This is a genomic window from Dyella jiangningensis (genome assembly GCF_003264855.1).
Taxonomy (GTDB): Bacteria; Pseudomonadota; Gammaproteobacteria; order Xanthomonadales; family Rhodanobacteraceae; genus Dyella; species Dyella jiangningensis_C.
In genome coordinates, this window is sequence record NZ_NFZS01000001.1 from 1,768,733 (window position 1) to 1,788,423 (window position 19,691).

General features: G+C 66.4%; 19 protein-coding genes. 14 read left to right on the forward strand and 5 right to left on the reverse strand.

Translation table 11 applies throughout. The features are described 5' to 3' along the window. From CA260_RS07925 to CA260_RS07935, 3 genes are all read left to right on the forward strand, one after another. Complete coding sequence (locus tag CA260_RS07925) at window positions 1-804, forward strand: DUF3025 domain-containing protein (protein WP_111982191.1); 804 nt, start codon at window positions 1-3, stop codon at window positions 802-804. Window positions 805-891: 87 nt separating this feature from the next. Continuing rightward, complete coding sequence (phnD, locus tag CA260_RS07930) at window positions 892-1,938, forward strand: phosphate/phosphite/phosphonate ABC transporter substrate-binding protein (protein WP_111982193.1); 1,047 nt, start codon at window positions 892-894, stop codon at window positions 1,936-1,938. Between the two features lie 72 nt (window positions 1,939-2,010). Then, entirely contained in the window at window positions 2,011-2,502 is a 492-nt protein-coding gene (locus CA260_RS07935) for a hypothetical protein (RefSeq protein ID WP_146745298.1), read from the forward strand. Between the two features lie 13 nt (window positions 2,503-2,515). Here CA260_RS07935 and greB read toward each other — a convergent pair whose 3' ends face one another. The 3 genes from greB to CA260_RS07950 all read right to left on the reverse strand — a co-directional run bounded on the left by greB (window position 2,516) and on the right by CA260_RS07950 (window position 5,974). Then, window positions 2,516-3,013 carry a transcription elongation factor GreB gene (gene greB / locus CA260_RS07940; protein WP_111982197.1) on the reverse strand — a complete coding sequence of 166 codons (498 nt, stop codon included), beginning with the start codon at window positions 3,011-3,013 and terminating at the stop codon, window positions 2,516-2,518. Between the two features lie 135 nt (window positions 3,014-3,148). Further along, window positions 3,149-4,411: a tetratricopeptide repeat protein gene (locus CA260_RS07945; RefSeq protein ID WP_111982199.1), complete on the reverse strand. Its 1,263-nt coding sequence runs from the start codon at window positions 4,409-4,411 to the stop codon at window positions 3,149-3,151. Window positions 4,412-4,465: 54 nt separating this feature from the next. Then, a complete protein-coding gene (locus tag CA260_RS07950; RefSeq protein ID WP_111982201.1) occupies window positions 4,466-5,974 on the reverse strand; it encodes a helicase HerA-like domain-containing protein in 1,509 nt (502 codons plus the stop codon). Window positions 5,975-6,136: 162 nt separating this feature from the next. Between CA260_RS07950 and CA260_RS07955 the strand changes: the two genes are divergently transcribed. Beyond that, a complete protein-coding gene (locus tag CA260_RS07955) occupies window positions 6,137-7,639 on the forward strand; it encodes a transglycosylase SLT domain-containing protein (protein ID WP_111982203.1) in 1,503 nt (500 codons plus the stop codon). 74 nt (window positions 7,640-7,713) lie between these two features. On the opposite strand, the gene CA260_RS07960 is transcribed toward CA260_RS07955, so the two are convergent. Next, entirely contained in the window at window positions 7,714-8,148 is a 435-nt protein-coding gene (locus tag CA260_RS07960; RefSeq protein ID WP_111982205.1) for a hypothetical protein, read from the reverse strand. A 143-nt stretch (window positions 8,149-8,291) separates the two neighbouring features. Continuing rightward, the gene (gene asd, locus CA260_RS07965; RefSeq protein ID WP_111982207.1) at window positions 8,292-9,137 is read right to left on the reverse strand and encodes an archaetidylserine decarboxylase; all 846 of its coding nucleotides are present in this window, start codon (window positions 9,135-9,137) and stop codon (window positions 8,292-8,294) included. Between the two features lie 94 nt (window positions 9,138-9,231). On the opposite strand from asd, the gene prmB reads away from it, so the two are divergent. From prmB to CA260_RS08015, 10 genes are all read left to right on the forward strand, one after another. Continuing rightward, complete coding sequence (gene prmB, locus CA260_RS07970) at window positions 9,232-10,158, forward strand: 50S ribosomal protein L3 N(5)-glutamine methyltransferase (RefSeq protein WP_111982208.1); 927 nt, start codon at window positions 9,232-9,234, stop codon at window positions 10,156-10,158. 6 nt (window positions 10,159-10,164) lie between these two features. Further along, entirely contained in the window at window positions 10,165-10,704 is a 540-nt protein-coding gene (locus CA260_RS07975; RefSeq protein ID WP_111982209.1) for a GNAT family N-acetyltransferase, read from the forward strand. Window positions 10,705-10,755: 51 nt separating this feature from the next. Next, a complete protein-coding gene (aroC, locus tag CA260_RS07980) occupies window positions 10,756-11,844 on the forward strand; it encodes a chorismate synthase (protein WP_111982210.1) in 1,089 nt (362 codons plus the stop codon). A 49-nt stretch (window positions 11,845-11,893) separates the two neighbouring features. Beyond that, window positions 11,894-12,913: a 2-hydroxyacid dehydrogenase gene (locus tag CA260_RS07985; RefSeq protein WP_111982211.1), complete on the forward strand. Its 1,020-nt coding sequence runs from the start codon at window positions 11,894-11,896 to the stop codon at window positions 12,911-12,913. 121 nt (window positions 12,914-13,034) lie between these two features. Beyond that, window positions 13,035-14,063 (forward strand): aspartate-semialdehyde dehydrogenase, encoded by a 1,029-nt coding sequence (locus tag CA260_RS07990; RefSeq protein ID WP_111982212.1) that lies wholly within the window; start codon window positions 13,035-13,037, stop codon window positions 14,061-14,063. Beyond that, the gene (locus CA260_RS07995; protein WP_111982213.1) at window positions 14,063-14,359 is read left to right on the forward strand and encodes a hypothetical protein; all 297 of its coding nucleotides are present in this window, start codon (window positions 14,063-14,065) and stop codon (window positions 14,357-14,359) included. The genes CA260_RS07990 and CA260_RS07995 overlap by 1 nt, the downstream gene beginning before the upstream one ends. A gap of 176 nt (window positions 14,360-14,535) precedes the next feature. Next, window positions 14,536-16,887: a FimV/HubP family polar landmark protein gene (locus CA260_RS08000; RefSeq protein ID WP_111982214.1), complete on the forward strand. Its 2,352-nt coding sequence runs from the start codon at window positions 14,536-14,538 to the stop codon at window positions 16,885-16,887. 105 nt (window positions 16,888-16,992) lie between these two features. Next, the gene (gene truA, locus CA260_RS08005) at window positions 16,993-17,760 is read left to right on the forward strand and encodes a tRNA pseudouridine(38-40) synthase TruA (protein WP_111982215.1); all 768 of its coding nucleotides are present in this window, start codon (window positions 16,993-16,995) and stop codon (window positions 17,758-17,760) included. Continuing rightward, window positions 17,757-18,377 (forward strand): phosphoribosylanthranilate isomerase, encoded by a 621-nt coding sequence (locus CA260_RS08010; protein ID WP_111982216.1) that lies wholly within the window; start codon window positions 17,757-17,759, stop codon window positions 18,375-18,377. The genes truA and CA260_RS08010 overlap by 4 nt, the downstream gene beginning before the upstream one ends. A gap of 135 nt (window positions 18,378-18,512) precedes the next feature. Next, complete coding sequence (locus CA260_RS08015; RefSeq protein WP_111982217.1) at window positions 18,513-19,517, forward strand: cupin-like domain-containing protein; 1,005 nt, start codon at window positions 18,513-18,515, stop codon at window positions 19,515-19,517. The last annotated feature ends 174 nt before the right edge of the window (window positions 19,518-19,691 follow it).

The window sequence follows — 19,691 nt, forward strand, 5'->3', positions numbered from 1 at the left end:
ATGCGTTATCTGGCGCCCGCCCGCGGCACGATCGTTCCCGAGGTATTCCTTCGCCCGCCGTTGAGCGAATGGCAGGCGCATGCATCGTGGTTGCGCGGAGACGCGTGGCCGGGCATCGATGCCTTGAATGCGGCGCGACCAGCGACGATGCGCGAGCGTTTCGTCGCGCAGACGCCGGCCTTGCTCCATGACGGCCTGCACTACGAACAGCGCATCGCCGAACACGGCGACATCGCCACGCGTGATGCCAACTGGCACGACCTGTTCAATGCGATGGTCTGGTTGCGCTACCCGGACATCAAGCGTGCGCTCAACCTGCAGCAGGTGATCGACATCGGGCGCATGGGCAGCAAGCAGCGTTCGCGCGCGCAATATGCGATGACGCATTTCGACGAGGCGGGCGTCATCGTCGCGTTGCGCGACCATCGCCTGCTGGATGCATGGGACGCGCACGACTGGCACGAATTGTTCTGGCGTGAGCGTTCGGCCTGGCAGGATGGCCGCATCACCATCGATCTCTTCGGCCATGCCTTGCTGGAGCACGCGCTGACGCCCGGCAAGCTGTTGGTGGGCAAGGCACTCGTGTTCTTCGCGGACGACATGCAGGACAGCGCTGTCAGCGCATGTGCGGAAGGCGTTAGGCACGGCCGGTTATTGCGCGATCCACTCGACCTGAGGCCGCTGCCGCTATCGGGTATCCCTGGCTGGCGCCCGGAAAACGGCCAGGAGAACTTCCATCGAAATGCGCCCTGCTATCAGCCGCGCCGCGAAGGGCGGCGCTATCCCATGCCCCTGGCGATCTGATCCACGCGTACGCCTTTCCTATTTTCAAATTGCGGTAGTCCCGCAATCGCGCTAAAAGGCTAGGTAGCAGGGCGCTGGGAAACGAGCATGGAAAAGGCCGGTCAGACGCGCTTTGGGGAGAGACTGCGGCAGCTGTTTGCCGCCGTCATGCTGCTCTGTCTGGCGGTTTGCGCCCATCCTTCCCGGGCCGACGATGCGGTCGGGATGAAGCAGCCCGCAGCCGCGATCCATTTCGGCATCCTGCCGATCGGCAGCGCCTCGGAATCGCGAGAGCAATGGCAGCCGTTGCTGGACGACCTGGAAAAGAAGCTGGGGCATTCGGTGGATATCGTGTCCGTCAGCAGCTACGCCGGCCTGTCGGGCGCCATTGCCGACAAACGCGTGGACATCGCCTTCCTGTCGGGACGTCTCGCCACCGAAGCCGTGCAGCGCCAGCACATGCGGGTGGTCGCGCAGTTCGTGCGCAGCGATGGCGCCAAGGGCAACGTGGCCATGCTGATCGTGCGTGCCGACAGCCCCATCCATGACCTGAAGGACTTGTTCTCCAAGCCCGGTCATTGGCGTTACGGACGCGGCGAACCGCTGTCGGTGACCGGCTATGTCGCGCCGGAGGCCCAGGTGTTCGCGTCGCGCGGGCTCAATTCGGATACGTTCTTCGCCAGCGTGCGCGTCGCCAACCACCAGAACAATGCGTTGGCCGTGGCCAATGGCGAAGTCGACGTCGCCACCTGCAACAATCCCGATCTCGACCTGTTCCGCCAGAATTTTCCCAACGAGGCATCGCAGATCCGCGTGATCTGGCGATCGAGCCTGATCCCTTCGGGCGTGCTGGTAGTGCGCGAGGGTATGGCCGAACCGTTGCGCACGCAGCTGATCGCCTTCATGCGCGACTACGGCCACGCTCCTGGCGCGGCCGGGGAGCGCGAGCGGGCCAACCTCGCGCGCATCCCGGACCTCGCCGGTTTCGACGCGGCCGACGAAAGCGTGCTGCGGCCCTTCGTCGACATGGAGTTCCAGCTGATCAGGGAGCAGGCGCGACATGGCCGCTGGGTCAGCGAGCAGGCCCGCAACGCGCGCCTGAAGCAGATCGATGCGGACTACCAGGTGGCGATGCGCCAGCTGCTTCGGCACTGAGCGATCGTTCAAGCGCCGGATGCTAGGGTAGTGTTTTCGCCGGCGTCGCCGGTGGCTTCGACGGAGATCTCCATGCCTGCCTTTAACCGTGTCCTGCAGCTGTGCCGCGTGGGCGTGCTGACCTTGCTGTTTGCCATCGCGCCGCTGGCGCATGCGCAGCTCGTGCCTTCGGGCTTGCCGGACGCCGACAAGCAGCAGATCAAGAACTACACGCTCAACGACGACGTATTCAATCGCCTGGCCGCGGCCACGCGCGAGGCGCACGCCGCCGGGATCCCGCCGCAGGCGGCGCCCGATGCCACCAGGGTGCACAGTCTCGACGACCTGGCGGCGCAGGCGATGGCCAGCGACCAGCGCATCCCCGCGCTGGTGAAGAAGCACGGCTTCACGCCACGCGAGTTCATGGTGGCCAACATCGCGTTGATGAATGCCGTGATGGCGGTGCAGGCACGCAACGATCCTGCCTTGGCGAACAACCTCAACCAGGTATGGGTCAACCCGGACAACCTGCGCTTCGTCGATTCGCATCGCGCGCAGATCTCCGCGCTGCTGCAGGGCCAGTGAGCGTCGTGCTGCCTCAGTAGTTCACGGCCACGATCGCGAAGCGCACCTGTCCGCCGGGCAGTTCCGCCTCGAATTCGTCGTCGAGGCGCTTCTTCAGCACGGCCCGCGCGAGCGGTGAGTCGACGCTGATCCATCCCAGGCGTGCGTCTGTTTCGTCGGGCCCGACGATGCGGTAGACGACGCTCTCGCCGGACTCGACGTTCTCCAGCTCGATGGTGGCGCCGAAGAACACCACCTCGCGATCCGCGGGCGCTCCCTCGGCCACTTTCAGCGAAGGAATGCGCTTGCTCAGGTAACGGACGCGCCGGTCGATCTCGCCGAGCTGCTTCTTGCGATAGGTGTATTCCGCGTTTTCCGAGCGGTCGCCCTCGGCCGCCGCGGCGGCCAGTGCCTTCACCACTTCCGGTCGCAAGGTGTGCCAGAGATGGTCGAGTTCGGCCTTGAGCTTCTCGAAACCCTCGCGGGTGATGATGGCGGTGGAATGGGGGGCAGGCGGTCGCCAGCGGCTCATCGTGTTGCATCCGTCGTGCGTGTTCGAAGTCGATTCTATCGGCAGCCGGGTGCAAGGCGTACCGCGCGCTGGCGAGCCCGGCGCAAGCCGCATGGACGGCGGGTCGTGGCACCGCCGTCCGTCATGAGGGCAGCGTCAGGCTGGCCGGGGTTGCGATTCCTGCAGGCGCTGCGCGAGCGTGTCGATGTCCTTGCGCAGTGGATGGTCCGGCCACGCGGCGGCGAGCTTGCCCAGCAGCACGACCGCTTCCGCGCGTTGGTCCAGCTCCTCGCCGAGCAGGCGTGCGGCCAGCAGGCCCATGCGCGGCGCGTCCGGCGAGCGTGGCCAATGCGAGAGGTAGCCACGACCAAGCTTGAGGGCCAGTCGCGTCATGCCCGAGCGCGCGGCGAGTTCGGCGAGCGTGCTCGCGTGCTCGGGCGCATCGGGCATGAAGGCCGGTTCGATCTCCATGCATTCCTGCACCAGGCCCAGCGTGCGTCGCGATTCGTTGTTCGCCAGCAGCATCGCGATCCAGATCTGCCCGTGCTCGAGCAACCCCTCGCGCAGGCCTTCCTGCCTCAGCAGATCGCGATAGGCCTGATGCAGCGGCGCGGGCGCGCTGCGACCCTGCATGCGTGTCACCAGCATGCCGATGGCGGCGCGGCGGTCGGTGGTGGCGACGGCTTTCACCTGTTCCAGCAGATGCGCGTCATCGTCATAGCCGGCTTCGCGCACCAGCTTTTCTGCCTCGGGCTCGATGTCGAAGCTCTCGTGGCGCTGGTGGATCATCGCGCCCATCAGATGCAGGTTGAGGATGATCAGGTAGGTATAGGCGAAGGCAAACAGCGGCAGGGAGATCAGCCTGGGCAGGAACGCGGTCGCCACCGAGGCGAGCACGATCAGTACACCGGTGGCGAGATTGAGCCCCACCGGAATCAGGTAGGCCCAGCCGAAACGGCGCATGACCTCCCACCAGTTCACCGGACTCATGGCCAGCTCCATGCTGCCGTCGAAGGCGAGGGACATGTCGATGGCGGGCAGGGTGAGCGCAAACAGCAGCACGAGCGGCCACATCGCCGGCGGATAGAACACGCTGCTCACGAAGCAGAGCGCCACGGCGAACAGATGGATGGCGGTCAGGCCATTGCCGGCGGCTGGGTTCTCGTCGATGCCGATGTCCGGCGGATCGGCAAATCCGTTGGCGGTGTGCAGCAGGCAGGTGGCTGCGTAGCGCCAGGTGGCGCCCCACAGCGCGAACGCGGCAAAGACGCCGATATAGCTCGGGAGGATCGCCAGGTAATGGGCGAAGGCGAGCACGACGCAGGTGGCAAGGCCGCCTCCGCGCAGCGGATAGCTCAAGCCCGTAGTGAAGCGCTCGCTGAAGGGCGTATCGGCCGAAACGGTGGCGATGCGAGGCATCGTGGATCCCCAGTGTCCGCGTGTCGTCGAATCAGCGCGAAGCGTTGCGATGCTTCAACGCTTGCCACCAAAGATGCCACCCAGCACGCCGCGCACGATCTGCTGCCCGAGCTTCGAGCCGACCGCGCGGCTCGCGGATTTCGCCATCGCCTCGATCATGCCCTGGCGACGGCTCGTGCCAAGCAGTGCGTCCTTCACGGCGTCGGTCCAGTCCGGACCCTGCTTCGTGGCGGGCGCATCGGTCGCGCCTTGCCTGGCGGTGACCTGCGGATCGGCGGCCTTGTCGCTGGCTCGCCTGGCGAGCATCTCCGCAGCGGATTCGCGATTGACCGCCGTGTCGTATTTGCCGCCTACGGGTGAGCGCTGACGCACGGTGCCGCGCTCGGCATCGGTGATCGCGCCGATGCGCGCGGTGGGTGAAGTCACCAGTACGCGTTCGACAGGGGAAGGCACGCCCCCGTCGCGCAACGTGGATGCCAGCGCTTCGCCGACCGCCAGCTGCGTGATCGCCTCCGCGACATCGATCTTTGGATTGGCCACGAAGGTTTCGGCGGCGGCCTTCACGGCCTTCTGGTCGCGCGGCGTGAACGCACGCAGTGCATGCTGCACGCGATTGCCGAGCTGGCCGAGGATGTTGCCCGGCACGTCGTCGGGATTCTGCGAGCAGAAATACACGCCGACGCCCTTGGAGCGGATCAGGCGCACCACCTGTTCCACGCGCTGCAGCAGCGCAGGCGGCGCGTCGTCGAACAACAGGTGCGCTTCGTCAAAGAAGAACACGAGTTTCGGCTGGTCGAGATCGCCCACCTCGGGCAACTGTTCGAACAATTCCGACAACAGCCACAGCAGGAAGGTGGAGTACAGCCGCGGCTTGAGGATCAGCTGGTCGGCCGCGAGGATGTTGATCACGCCGCGCCCGCTCATGTCCTGGCGCATCAGGTCGGCAAGCTCCAGCGCCGGCTCGCCGAAAAACTGGTCGGCGCCGTCCTGCTCCAGCTTGAGCACGGCGCGCTGGATCGCCGCGATGCTCTGCGTGCTGATCAGGCCGTAATGGCTGGAGATGTCCTTCGCGTTCTCACTGGCGAAGCCGAGCAGGGCGCGCAGGTCGGCCAGATCCAGCAACAGCCAGCCCTGGTCGTCGGCCACCTTGAAGATCACTTCGAGCACGCCTTCCTGCGTGTCGTTGAGTTCGAGCACGCGACCCAGCAGCGTGGGACCCATCTCGCTGATGGTGGCGCGCACGGGATGACCGAGCTTGCCGTAGATGTCCCAGAAGATCACCGGATTGGCCTGTGGCTTCCAGTCGGTGAGCTGCAGCTGGGCCAGTCGCGTCTTCAGCTTGTCGCCCGGTTCGCCCGCAGGCATCGACAGGCCGGCGAGGTCGCCCTTGGCATCGGCCAGGAAGCAGGGCACGCCGAGCCTGGAAAAGCCTTCGGCCAGCACCATCAGCGACACCGATTTGCCGGTGCCGGTGGCGCCCGCGATCATGCCGTGACGATTGCCGTAGTGCGGATCCAGGCACACGCTGGTGCTGTCGTTGCGGCCGATCAGGATGTCAGTCATGGGTTCCGTCCTCAGGTGTCTGCTCGATTGTATCCATGCGAACAACACCTGGACACGCGCGCGCCGAGGCATGCGCCTTCATGGTGAAGTGGGTCGGATCGGTTGAGTCGCCGGGGTGATGCGCAGTAAGGTCCGTCCATCGATCCGACAGCGAAGTCGTCCATGGTTTTCCCCGCATTTCGTCGCTCCCTGCGCCTGGCTCCCCTCGCCGGCGCAACCTTGCTGCTTGCCGCATGTGCGAGCAGTGGCGGCGGCACCAAGCCGTCGGCCGAGGCCAACCAGCTCTATGCGCAACTCGACCAGGCCAGTCGCGGCTACGAGAATGCCGTGAGCCAGGCGCGCGCCGGCAACACGCAGGCCGCGCAACAGACACTCAATGCATCGCTGGACCAGTTGAAGAGCGCTGCCGCGCATTGCCCGAGCACGCCGGGCTGCGATTCGCAGCGCTTCTTCTCCGCGTTCGATCGCCTGCTGCGGCTGAAGGATGGCAATTTCTCGCTGGGCGATGACCTGGGCGCGATGGGCGATGAGGTGCCGGAAGGCAGCGAGAGCGGCAAGACCGGCGCAGCCAGCCTGCCCGAAGCGCAGCGCAGCGTGACCCTGCTGCGCGGCCAGCAGCTCTCGCAGCTGATCGCGATGAATGGCCCGGTGAAGGCGGCGCTGGAGATGTGGCTGACGCAATGGCGCGGCAACCTCATGGATGCCTACATCAACTACCAGTTCCTGCGTTACCAGATGTGGCCCGAATACCAGAAGGCCGATCTGCCGGAGGCGCTGCTGTTCGGCATCCTGGCCAAGGAGTCGGGCGGCAAGGTGCATGCCGTGTCGCGCTCGGGCGCGGCGGGCCCGCTGCAGTTCATGTACGCCACCGGCCTGCGCTTCGGCCTCACCACCGAAGACGGCTTCGATTCGCGCTTCGATCCCGCGGCATCCGCGCGCGCGAATGCGGAGTACATGGACGAACAGCTGCGCGCCTTCAACAACAACCTCGAGCTGACCCTGGCGGCCTACAACGGCGGTGAAGGGCGCATGCGCCGCATGGTGGGCGACAACACCTCGGTGAGCCTGTACGACCCGACCATCTACAACCAGCTCTCGCAGGAAACCCGCGACTACGTACCCTCCGTGCTGGCGGCGGCATGGTTGTTCCTGCACCCGGAGAGTTACAACCTGCGCTTCCCGCGGGTGGATGGCGCGCCGGGCAGCATCGCGCTCAAGCGTCCCGCATCGCTGACCGAGCTGACCGTGTGCCTGGGCTCGGCCGCCGGCATGAGCGACGGCTGGTTCCGTACCTTGCGCAATCTCAACCCGCGACTCGATCCCCAGGTCAGCCAGCCCGCCGGCGTGCGCGTGATGGTGCCGAAGGTGCTGGAGAAGCCCTACGAGGCACGCTGCACCGACGGGCCGTGGCCGATCCTCGCCAACGACCTGCATACCGCGGTGCTGCCGGTCGTTCCCCCTTCGCCCCCGCCGCCGGCATCCTCGCCGTCGCGCTCGTCCAACAGCGGCAAGACCCGCAGCTACGTGGTGCGCCGCGGCGATACCCTCACCAGCATCGTCAACAAGTTGGGCTGCACTTCGGTGCAGGAAGTGGCCGAGATGAATGGCCTCAACCACCAGCACATCAAGCCGGGGCAGTCGTTGAAAGTACCGGCCTGCCGCTGAGGGTAGCCCGGCCGGTTCCGGAAAAAGAAACGCCACCCCGAAGGGTGGCGTTCCTCCTTCCACGGGCGGTTTGATCAGGCGGCAGCGGTGGCCTGCATCCAGCTTTGCGGCGAATCGGTACGGTGCGCTTCCTTCAGCTCGCGCAGCAGGCGCATCAGGTCGCGATGCTGCGGGCGCAGGTTGGCGTGCGGGGTGTCCTTGGTTTCGTGGTAGGCCACGGCCAGCCACAAGGCGATGCCGCGCATGGCGATTTCGGGGTTGTCCGAGCGCGCGCGGGCAAAGCCGATGTCGGTGCCCTGACCCCAGGGCAGGTAACGCTCTTCCGGGGCGGTGCCATAAAGGTGGGGAAATTCCGAGCGCGAGGCCTGCCCGATTTCACGCAGGGCCATGGTGCCGAGCCGGGCGCGGGTGCGCTTGGGCAGGGCATGGACGCTGCGATCGATCTCGCGGAACTGGCGCGCCAGCTGGCGAGCGCGGTTCATGGCGATGAGGCGGGTGACGATGCGCATGGAGGCTCCTCGGGCTGGCCGGACATCCGCTCGCTGCGGTGCCGGCAGCGAGCTTAGCCGTCCCTCAGGAGGCGTTGCGCCAAAATCGTCACAAAACGACAAAACGCGTCACTCGTGTCGTCAATAATTTGACGCTGCGTGCTTCAGCTCCTGGGTTGCATGCCCATGCGCTGCCCCACCTTCACTGCCTGCTGGGAAGGCAGCGCATCGAGTTCGGCCGCCCCTTCGGGGAACAGCAGGATCACCGTGGAGCCCATATTGAAGCGGGCCATCTCGGCGAAGCGCTCCAGCGTGATGTTCTGTCCCGAGAACGACTTGCGACGGATCGAGGAGGCATAGGGCGGAATCACCAGGCCGTCCCACACGGTGGCCACGCTGGACACCAGGATGGCACCGACCATCACCACCACGAACGGGCCGTGCTCGCCTTCGAAATGGCAGACCAAACGCTCGTTGCGTGCGAACAGCCGCGGGATGGCTTCGACCGCGAACGGCGCCACGCTGAAGATGCGGCCGGGCACGTGCACGGTTTCCTTGAGCGTGCCCTTCAGGGGCATGTGCACGCGGTGATAGTCGCGCGGCGACAGGTAGATGGTGGCGAAGCTGCCGTTGCGATACGGCGCCGCGCTGGCCTCGTCGCCGAGCAGTTCGGCGGCAGTGTACTCCTGGCCCTTGGCCTGGAAGATGCGTCCGTCGACGATGCGGCCCATCTGGCTGATCTTGCCGTCGGCCGGCGAGAGCAGGGCCGCGGGATCGGCATCGGCCTGCCGCGCGTCCGGCCGCAGCTTGCGCGTGAAGAACGCATTGAAGTGCTGGTAGGCCAGCGGATCAGGCTGCGCCGCCTCGGCCATGTTGACCTGGTAGTTGCGCACGATGGTGCCGATCAGGAAATCCTTCCACGGCTTGAAGGTCCAGCGCGTGGCCCAGTAGACCACCCGCGACAGGGCGCGGTGGGGAAGGATGTATTGGAGGAGTACGTTGAAGGTCATCCGGCAAGTATGAACGATGCGCGCGCTGATTACGCCTGGGTGACAGCCCGGCTCCGGCTATACTTTGCGGCCCCCTGACGCCTGACAAGCCGCCGTGACCCACGAACTCGCCTCCATCATCGACTTCATCCGTTACGGCGCGAGCCGCTTTTCCGCGGCGGGGCTCACCTTCGGGCACAGCCACGACAATCCGATCGACGAGGCCACCCACCTGGTGCTGGCCAGCCTGCACCTGCCGCCGGACATTCCGCCGGCTTACGGTGCCGGTCGCCTGACCAGCGAGGAGCGCGAGCGCGTGCTGGCGCTGATCGAGCGCCGCGTCAACGAGCGCCTGCCGGTGGCCTACCTGGTGGGCGAAACCTGGTTTGCCGGGCTGAAGTTCAAGAGCGACCGCCGCGCCCTGGTGCCGCGGTCGCCGATCGCCGAGCTGATCGAGTCGGGCTTCACGCCGTGGCTCGACCATCGCCACGTGGAACGCGCGCTGGACCTGTGCACGGGGTCGGGCTGCATCGGCATCGCCATGGCCGAGTACAACCCCCACTGGCAGGTCGACATCGTCGACATCAGCGACGAAGCGCTGTCGCTGGCGCGCGAGAACATCGTGTTCCAGCACGTCGAGGGTCGTGTCGAGGCGGTCAAGTCCGATCTGTTCAGCGGCCTCAAGGGCCGTCGTTACGACCTGATCGTGTCGAACCCGCCTTATGTCACCGAGGACGAATACGCCGCGCTGCCGGGCGAGTACAGCCATGAGCCGAAGCTCGGCCTGACCTCGGGCGAGGACGGCCTGGACATCTGCATCCGCATGCTCGACGAAGCGGCGGATTACCTCACCGAAGACGGCCTGCTGATCGTCGAAGTGGGCGAGAGCGAGCGTGCGCTGGTCGAAGTGCTGCCCGGGGTGCCCTTCGTATGGATCGAGTTCAAGGTCGGTGCGATGGGCGTGTTTGCGCTGGAGCGTCGCGATCTCATCGAGCACGCCGAGGCCATCCGCGCCGAAGCGCAGGCGCGCCAGGGGCGTTGATCGACCGTGGAGCTGGAGACCGCACGACTCCGGCTCGACGCTTTGCAACCGGCGGATGCGGAGGCGCTGTTTCGCTACCGATCCGACCCGGACGTGGCGCGATACCAGGGCTGGCAGCCCGAAACGCTGGTGGATGCGGGTCGTTTCATCGGTAAGCAATCGGCAACGCCAGCGCCTGGAGCCTGGTTCCAGCGCGCGATCCGGCTGCACCGTGGCGAGCTGATCGGTGACCTGGGTTTTTGCCTGTCGGACGATGGGCAGGCCGAATTCGGCATCACCATGGCGCCGGCGCACCAGGGCAACGGCTTTGCGCGCGAGGCGGTGCAGGCGTTGCTTGACGAACTGTTCGGCCGGCTGGACGTCCGTCGCGTGCACGCCTCGGTCGATCCGCGCAACACACCCAGCATGGCGCTGATGCGCTCCCTGGGCCTGCGCCAGGAAGCTCATTTCCGCGAGAGCCTGCGCTTTCGCGGCGATTGGGTGGACGACGTGGTTTTCGCGATGCTTGCGCGCGAGTGGCCGGGATCGGCGCAAAGAACGCAGTGATGCCCGCATCGCGCTAAGCTGTGCGGGTTTCCCCGCAGACGACCGAGCCTCGTGTCCAGCAATTCCTTCGGCAAACTCTTCACCGTCACCACCTTCGGCGAAAGCCACGGCCCGGCCATCGGCTGCGTGATCGACGGTTGTCCGCCGGGCCTGCCGCTGGCGGTGGAAGAGTTCCGGGCCGACCTGGACCGCCGTGCCACCGGCAAGACCCGTCACACGTCGCAGCGGCGTGAGGCCGACGAGGTGGAAATCCTCTCCGGCGTATACGAAGGCAAAACCACCGGTACCCCGATCGCGCTGCTGATCCGCAATACCGACCAGCGCAGCAAGGATTACGGCGACATCGCGCAGACGTTCCGCCCGGGGCATGCCGACTACACGTATTGGCAGAAGTACGGCATCCGCGATCCGCGCGGCGGCGGTCGCTCCTCCGCTCGCGAAACGACCATGCGCGTGGCGGCTGGCGTCGTCGCCAAGAAATGGCTGGCCGAGCGCCATGGCGTGCGCGTGCGTGGCCACATGGCGCAGATCGGCGAGATCACGCCCGGCTCGTTTGACTGGAGCGTGGTGGAGCAGAACCCTTTCTTCTGGCCCGATGCGCATGAGGTGTCGGTGCTGGAGTCGTACATGGATGCGCTGCGCAAGTCCGGCGATTCCGTCGGTGCGCGCGTCAACGTGGTGGCCGACGGCGTACCGCCGGGTTGGGGCGAGCCGATCTACGGCAAGCTCGATGCCGATATCGCCGCGGCGCTCATGTCGATCAATGCGGTGAAGGGCGTGGAGATTGGCGACGGTTTCGACGCCGTCACGCAGCATGGCAGCCAGCACCGCGACGAGATGACGATGGACGGCTTTACGTCCAATCACGCCGGCGGCATCCTCGGCGGCATCAGCACGGGGCAGGCCATCGTGGCGTCGATGGTGCTCAAGCCCACATCGAGCATCCTGATTCCCGGTCGAAGTGTGAACCTTGCCGGCGAGGCGACCGACGTGGTCACCAAAGGACGTCATGATCCCTGCGTAGGCATCCGCGCGACGCCGATTGCCGAGGCCATGGTCGCGCTGGTGCTGATGGATCACGCCTTGCGCCATCGTGCCCAGTGCGGCGATGTCGGTGACATCAGCCCCCGCATTCCCTAGTTCCGGCGCGACGCTTGCGCCAACCGGTGTTGAACAGACCTATAAGCCGATGACTGCCAAACCGAAAGTCTGGGTGTCGCGCCCGCTGTTCCCCGATGTGCTTGCGCGCCTGTCCGAACACTTCGACGTCGAGGCCGAGGCCGTCGAGCATCGCCATACCCCTGATGAGCTGAAGCGGAAGCTGGCGGGCGTGGATGCGGCCGTGGTCGGCCTGGCTGATCGCGTGGACGCAGCCGTGCTGGAAGGCAATCACCGTCTCAAGGTGGTCGCCAACCTCGGCGTCGGTTTCAACAACCTGGATGTGGACGCGCTGACGCGTGCCGGCATCCTGGCCAGCAATACCCCCGAGGTGCTCACCGAAAGCGTCGCCGACTTCGCCTGGGCCCTGATGCTGGCCGCCGGTCGCCGCGTGAACGCGGCAGAGCGCTGGTTGCGGGCGGGGCATTGGCCGGGCAGCCATATGCGCTTCGATGATTGGCTGGGTGGGGACATCCACGGCCGCACCCTGGGCATCCTCGGCATGGGCCGCATCGGGCAGGGCATCGCCCGGCGTGCGTTCGGTTTCGACATGCGCGTGCTGTATCACAACCGGTCGCGACTGCCGGAGACGGTGGAACGCGAGTGCCACGCCACCCTGGTCAGCAAGGACGAACTGCTGCGCCAGGCCGATTTCCTGGTGCTGGTGCTGCCGTTCACGCCCGAGAACCGGCACGTCATCGGCGCGCCGGAACTGGCGCGGATGAAGCGTTCGGCCGTGCTGGTGAATGTTGCACGAGGCGGCATCGTCGACGATGCTGCCTTGGCGGTCGCCCTTCGCGAAGGTCATCTGGCCGCCGCGGGCCTGGATGTCTTCGAAGGCGAACCTTCCGTGCATCCGGACCTGATGTCGTTGGAGAATGTGGTGCTGAGCCCGCATATCGCCAGCGCCAGCGAAGAAACGCGTCGCGCCATGGCCGATCTGGCCATCGACAATGTGATCGCGGCGATGGGTTTTGGCGAGTCGGCCGGAAAACCGCCGACGCCGCTGAATCCGGCGGTGATGAACCGCTGGGCGGCATCCAAAGCGTGATGACTTTCACGCCCATGGGTGTCGCAGGTTGTTTTGTGCGCTGCCCCGGCTAGATTTCCGCGCATAGCGGAGATCGGTGCCGCGAGGCGATTTTCCGATTCCTCCTACCTGATAACGGGACATGAGCAAGAAGAGCAGCTACAAGGTGGCAATGGTCGGCGCGACAGGCGCCGTGGGCGAAACCCTGCTGGCCATCCTGGCCGAGCGCGAATTTCCGATCAGCGAGCTGGTGCCGCTGGCCAGCGAGCGTTCGGCGGGCGAAAAAATCACCTTTGGCGGTAAACAGGTCACCGTTAAAAACCTGGCCGACTACGATTTCGACGGCGTGGACATCGCCTTCTTCTCGGCCGGCGGTTCGGTGAGCCGCGAGCATGCCCCGCGTGCGGCGGCGGCGGGCGCGGTGGTGATCGACAACACGTCGGAATACCGCTACCAGGACGACATCCCGCTGGTGGTCAGCGAAGTGAACCCGCACGCGATCGCCGAGTACACCACGCGCGGGATCATCGCCAACCCGAACTGCTCGACCATGCAGATGCTGGTGGCGCTGGCGCCGATCCATCGCGCGGCGGGCATCGAGCGCATCAACGTGGCCACCTACCAGTCCGTCTCCGGCGCCGGCCGCAGCGGCCTGGAAGAACTCGGCCAGCAGACCGCCGCGATGCTGAGCTTCCAGGATGTGGAGCCGAAGAAGTTCTCCAAGCAGATCGCGTTCAACGTCATCCCGCACATCGACGACTTCCAGCCTAACGGCTACACCAAGGAAGAAATGAAGATGGTGTGGGAGACGCGCAAGATCCTCGAGGACGACACCATCCAGGTGAACCCGACGGCCGTACGCGTGCCGGTGTTCTACGGCCACGCCGAGGCGGTGCACATCGAAACGCGCGACAAGATCACCGCCGAGCAGGCACGCGAATTGCTGGAGAACGCCGAGGGCGTGGTGGTGATGGATGAACGCAAGGCCGGGGGCTATCCGACGCCGGTGGGCGACGCCGCGGGCAAGGATCCGGTGTTTGTCGGGCGCATTCGCGAGGACATCTCGCACGAGCGTGGCCTCGATCTCTGGGTCGTTGCCGACAACATCCGCAAGGGCGCTGCACTGAACGCCGTGCAGGTCGCCGAGCTGCTCATCAAGGATTACCTGTAATGAACGTCGTGCTGTCCAGGCTGGTGTGGTGTGGGCTGGTGCTTGCGGTACCGGCCTGGGCAGCGCAAAAAACCGCCGCGTCGGAAAGCCAGGCTCCCGCCCAGCAAAAGCAGCTGGAGCAGGCCATTTCCACGCAACAGGGAGAGGTGAAGCGGTTGCAGGGCGACGTCCAGAAGGAAGAAAGCCGGACGCACCAGGCGGACGAGAAACTGAAGCAGCAGGATCAGCAGATCGCCGACCTGCAGCGGCAGCTCAAAGCCCTTCAGACCACGCAGCAGGGAACCGGTCATCCCTGAGCAGGTCCGCGCCGAAGGGATGCGGACGGACAAGAACAAACTGCAGCAAGATGTTGTAAATACTGGCCGGTACTATTGTTGATTGGCTTGTACCTAACTAAAGTGACCCCCGTTGCGGATGCCACCGTTTTGCGGTGAGCCAATAAAAACGTCGGGGTCGTTCGGGGGAATACACGATGAATCGTTCGTTGAAGCTGTCGATGCTGCTGGCGCTTGCCCTGGGCAGCAGCCAGGCAGCAGCGCTGGAACTGGGCCAGATCCAGGTGAAATCCGCCCTGGGACAGCCGTTGCTGGCCGAAATCCCGGTCAATCCCGACAGCCCGGCCGAGCTGCAGAACCTCACCGCGCGCCTGGCTTCCGCCGAGGATGCCGCCCAGGCGGGCGTCGCTGCCGGCCCTGCGGTTCCCCTGCAGTTCGCCGTGGTCGATGGCGCCAACGGCAAGAAGGTCATCCGCATCACCAGTTCCGCACCGGTGAACGACCCCTATCTCGATCTCCTGGTCGAAGTGAACAACGCGGCGGGCAAGAGCCTGCGCGAGTTCACCATCCTGCTCGATCCGCCGAGCAGCGTGGCCAACAACGTGCCGGCGACCAGCGCCCCGACGCAGGCCGCCGCCAAGCCTTCGCGTCGTGCTGCCAGCGCGGCACCGGCCGCCAGCACCAGCCAGGCCGCCGCTCCGGCGCCGGCCCCCGAAGCCAAGCCCGCCAAGCCGGCGGCGGCGCCGCGTGCTGCGACGGGCGACACGTTCGGCCCGGTCGAGCGTGGCCAGACGCTGTCGGCCATTGCGCATCAGACGGCGCCTGAAGGCGTCGACATCAACCAGATGCTGCTGGCGCTCAAGCAGGCCAATCCGGATGCGTTCTATCGCGACAACATCAACGCGCTGAAGACCGGTGCCGTGCTGCGCGTACCATCTAAGGCCGATGCGCAGGCGACGGCCGTCGCCGCGGCAGCTGCCGAAGTGATGCGCCAGAACGGTGACTGGCGTTCCGGCGCCGCGCGCACGCCCACCACGGTGGCCGATGCCGGCACCCGTGCGAATGCTTCGTCTGCGCCCACCACGACGGCGCCGGCCGGTGATCGCCTGTCCCTGGTTCCCGCCAAGGAAGGTGCCGACAACGCCGCCGGCAAGGGTGGCAAGGGCGGCGACAAGGCGGCGGAGAAGGGCATGGCCGCCCTTCACCAGGATCTGCTGCGCAGCCAGGAGGCGCTCACCACCCTGCAGCAGCAGGGCAATGAGCTGAAGTCGCGCCTGAAGGACCTGGAAGACATCAACGGAAAGAACGAGCGTCTGCTGTCCCTGAAGGACAGCGAGATCGCCGACCTGCAGCGCCAGCTGGCGGAGGCCCGCAAGGCTGCCGGCCAGCCGGCTCCGGCTCCGGTTGCGGCGCCGGCCAAGGTCGCAGCCGCGGCACCGGAAGCGGGCAAGCCGGAGGCTGCGAAGCCCTCCGAAGACACCGTGGTCAAGGCGAACGAGCCGGCCCCGGCGGCCACCGCTCCGTCTGCGGCGACCCAGGCGCCGGCCAGCGAGCCGGCGCACGCCAGCACCACCGCCGCTGCCAAGCCGGTCATCGCGAAGCCCGCCGCCAAGCCCGCCGCACCGGCGCCGACGCCGGTGGCCGAGGAAGAACCCTGGTACATGCAGACGTGGGCCTGGGGCGCGGGTGCTGGCGCGGCCGTGCTGTTGCTCCTGCTCGCGCTGCGTGGCCGCAACCGCAAGCCGGCTGCCACCGCTGCCGCTGCCTCGACCGGTTCGCTGGCTGACCGGTTCGGTACCGAGCCGACCCTCGGCCTGGGCAGTGCGGATCCCGATCAGGACGAGCTGCTCGACCAGCTGGCCGAGCACCCGGATGACATCGGCCTGCACCTGGAACTGGTCAGCCTCTACTACAGCCGCCGCGACGTGGAGCACTTCGAGGCCGCCGCCGAAGCGATGCATGCGCACATCGCCGATCCGCAGCAGGCCGAATGGCAGGACGTGGTGCACATGGGCGAAGACCTCGTGCCGGAGCACCCGTTGTTCTCCCACGGCGCGCCGGTGCCGCCGCGCAGCGAAGACGAGCACGACGCGCTCGACCACTTCGACCTGGACCGCTATGCCAGCGACTCGGACGATCTTGAGCCGCCTCCGCTTCCGCAGCAGCCCTCGGCGCCCAACAAGAAGGTCAGCGAATACCATTTCGATTTCGACCTGACGCCGCGCCACGCACACAACCAGGCCAGCGCGCCCGCAGCTGCGCCGGCGACGGCCGTCGAAAACCACGTCGAGGAAGAGCTGGAAACTGGCAGCACCAGCTGGGCGTTCGCGGAGCCGGCCGAAGACCTTCCGGCGCATGCGCTGGAGCCGCTGGACCACGAGATCGGGCAGTTCAGCGACGATCCGGTGGACACCAAGCTCGATCTCGCGCGTGCCTACCTCGACATGGGCGACCCCGATGGCGCCCAGGCGATGCTCGAGGAAGTCATGCACGAAGGTACCCAGATGCAGAAGGACGTGGCCAGGCGCCTGCTCGACAGCATCCACTGACGCGCGGTTCCATCGCTGCACATCCCGCTCGGGCCGGCCTTTGCCGGCCCGAGTCCGTTTGGGGCCTGTTACCCTTGTCGTTCCTGCAGATGGCGTTTTTCCTTCATGCGACTTGCCCTGGGCATCGAATACGACGGCACCGAGTTCTCCGGCTGGCAGCGACTGAGCCACGGCGACACGGTGCAGGGCGCGCTGGAGAAGGCGCTTTCGTTCGTGGCGGCCCACCCCGTGGAAGTGACCTGCGCGGGGCGCACCGATGCCGGCGTGCACGGGCGTTGCCAGGTGGTGCACTTCGATACCGACGTGCAGCGCGACATGCGCGGCTGGGTGCTCGGCACCTGCTCGAACCTGCCGACCAGCGTTGCCGTGCTGTGGGCACAGCCGGTGAATGAGTCGTTCCATGCGCGCTTCTCCGCGCGCAGCCGGCGCTATCGCTATCGCATCCTCAATCGCCCCGTGCGCGCCGCGCTGGATGCACGCTACGTGACATGGGAACGGTTGCCGCTGGACGCCGCGCGCATGCACGAGGCCGCGCAGGTGCTGATCGGCGAGCACGACTTCACCGCGTTTCGTGCGGTGTCCTGCCAGGCTGCTCACGCCCGTCGCGACGTGCTGGCAGTGAGCGTGCGTCGCGAGGACGAGCAGGTGGTGATCGAGATCGAGGCGAACGCGTTCCTGCACCACATGGTGCGCAACATCGTCGGTTCGCTGCTGCCGATCGGGCGCGGCGAGCAACCGGTGTCCTGGATGGGTGAACTGCTCGACGGACGCAACCGCGCCGTGGCCGGCCCCACGGCGCTGGCGTCGGGGCTGACCTTTCTCGGTCCGCGCTACGAGGCACACTGGGGCCTGCCTGCGGAGGTGAGCCAATGACACGCATCAAGTGCTGCGGCATGACCCGCGTCGAAGACGCCGTGCTGGCGGCGCGGCTCGGCGCGGATGCGATCGGCCTGGTCTTCACCGCGCGCAGCAAGCGACGCGTCACGCTTGAGCAGGCACGGGCCATCGTGGGCGCGTTGCCTCCGTTCGTCGGCACCGTCGCGCTGTTCATGGATGACGACGCCGAACTCGTGCAGGAAGTGATCGAGGCCGTGCAACCGGATCTGCTGCAGTTCCACGGCGAAGAACCGGACAACTGGTGCGCGCAGTTCGGCCGGCGTTTCCTCAAGGCCATCGCCATGGGCGACGGCAAGGTGGCGTTGCACAAGCTGCGGCGTTACCCGTCGGTGGCCGGCTTGCTGCTCGACGGTCATGGCCTCGGCGAAGCCGGCGGCAGTGGCAAGGCGTTCGATTGGTCGTTGATGCCGACGGAACTGGAACAGCCGCTGATCCTGGCGGGCGGCCTCACGCCGGCAAACGTCGCCGAAGCGATCCGCATCGCGCGGCCGTGGGCGGTCGACGTCGCCAGCGGCGTCGAGTCGGCGCCGGGCATCAAGGACCCGCAGAAGCTCGCCGATTTCATCGAGGCCGTCCGCAACGCTTCATTGTAGGAGCGCACCCAGTGCGCGACCGCAGAGGCTGGCTGTCCCGCTCCGTTGGTCATCGCGCACTGGGTGCGCTCCTACAGGGAAACCGAGGTGCGCTGCTAGCATGGCTGGTCAGCCGCGATGCAGCCCGGGTACCGCATGTCCGCACCGATCGAAGAGTTTCGTTTTGACGGCCAGCCCGAGGCGCTGGATGCGCTCGTCGCCGATGCGCGCCCCAGGATCATTCGGGGGCTGGTGAAGCACTGGCCGCTGGTGGCGATGGCGCGGCAATCCGACCGGGCATTCGCATCGCACCTCATCGCGCACGACAACGGCACGACCGTCGATGCGCTGGTGATGCCGCCCGAGGCCGATGGCGTGGTGGGTTATCGCGGCGACGTGGAGGCGTTCAACTTCAGCCACTACAAGGTGACCGTGACGCAGGTGCTGCAACGCCTGCTGGCATCCATCGATCAGGACCAGGCGCCGGGCATTGCCTTGCAAAGCGCCACCATCGCCGGTTGCCTGCCGAAGCTGCTTGCCGAGCATGCGGTGCCCATGCTCGACCCTGCGATTCCGCCGCGGCTGTGGATCGGCAACCGGGTCACGACGCCCGCGCATTTCGACGAATACCAGAACATCGCCTGCGTGGTATGCGGCGTTCGGCGATTCACGCTGTTTCCGCCGGAGCAGGTGCGTAACCTCTATGTCGGCCCGCTGGATTTCGCGCCGACCGGCGCGGCGATAAGCATCGCGCGCCTCGATCGCCCGGACGACCCCCGCTTCCCGCGATTGAAGCTCGCGCTGGAGCATGCGTTGGTGGCCGAGCTGGAGCCTGGCGATGCGGTCTATATCCCGCCGATGTGGTGGCACCACGTCGCTTCGCTCGGCAAGCTCAATGCATTGGTGAACTACTGGTGGAAGCCTCCGCAAGGCAAGGGCCTGGTGCCCAATACGCGCCTTGGCGGCCTTCTGCACGCCATCCTGTTGTTCAAGTCGTTGCCGCCGGCGGAACGTGCGGCGTGGCGCGAACTGCTCGATTACTACGTGTTCGGCGACGATGATCCTGCCGCACATCTTCCCGAGGGAAAACGTGGCTGGCTGGGTGAGCTCGACGCTGAGCAGTCGATGAAGTTGCTGGAGCGCATTCGCCACTACCTCTAGCGCGATATCTCCTGTAGGAGCGCACCCAGTGCGCGACCACGAGCGGAGCGCCTCAGCTCCGCGGTCGCGCACTGGGTGCGCTCCTACAGTGATAGGGAGCGGCGCGTTTTCCACAGCCCATGTGGATGCACACGGGAAAAGCCTGTGGATAGGTGTGCTATCTGCTTGATGGCA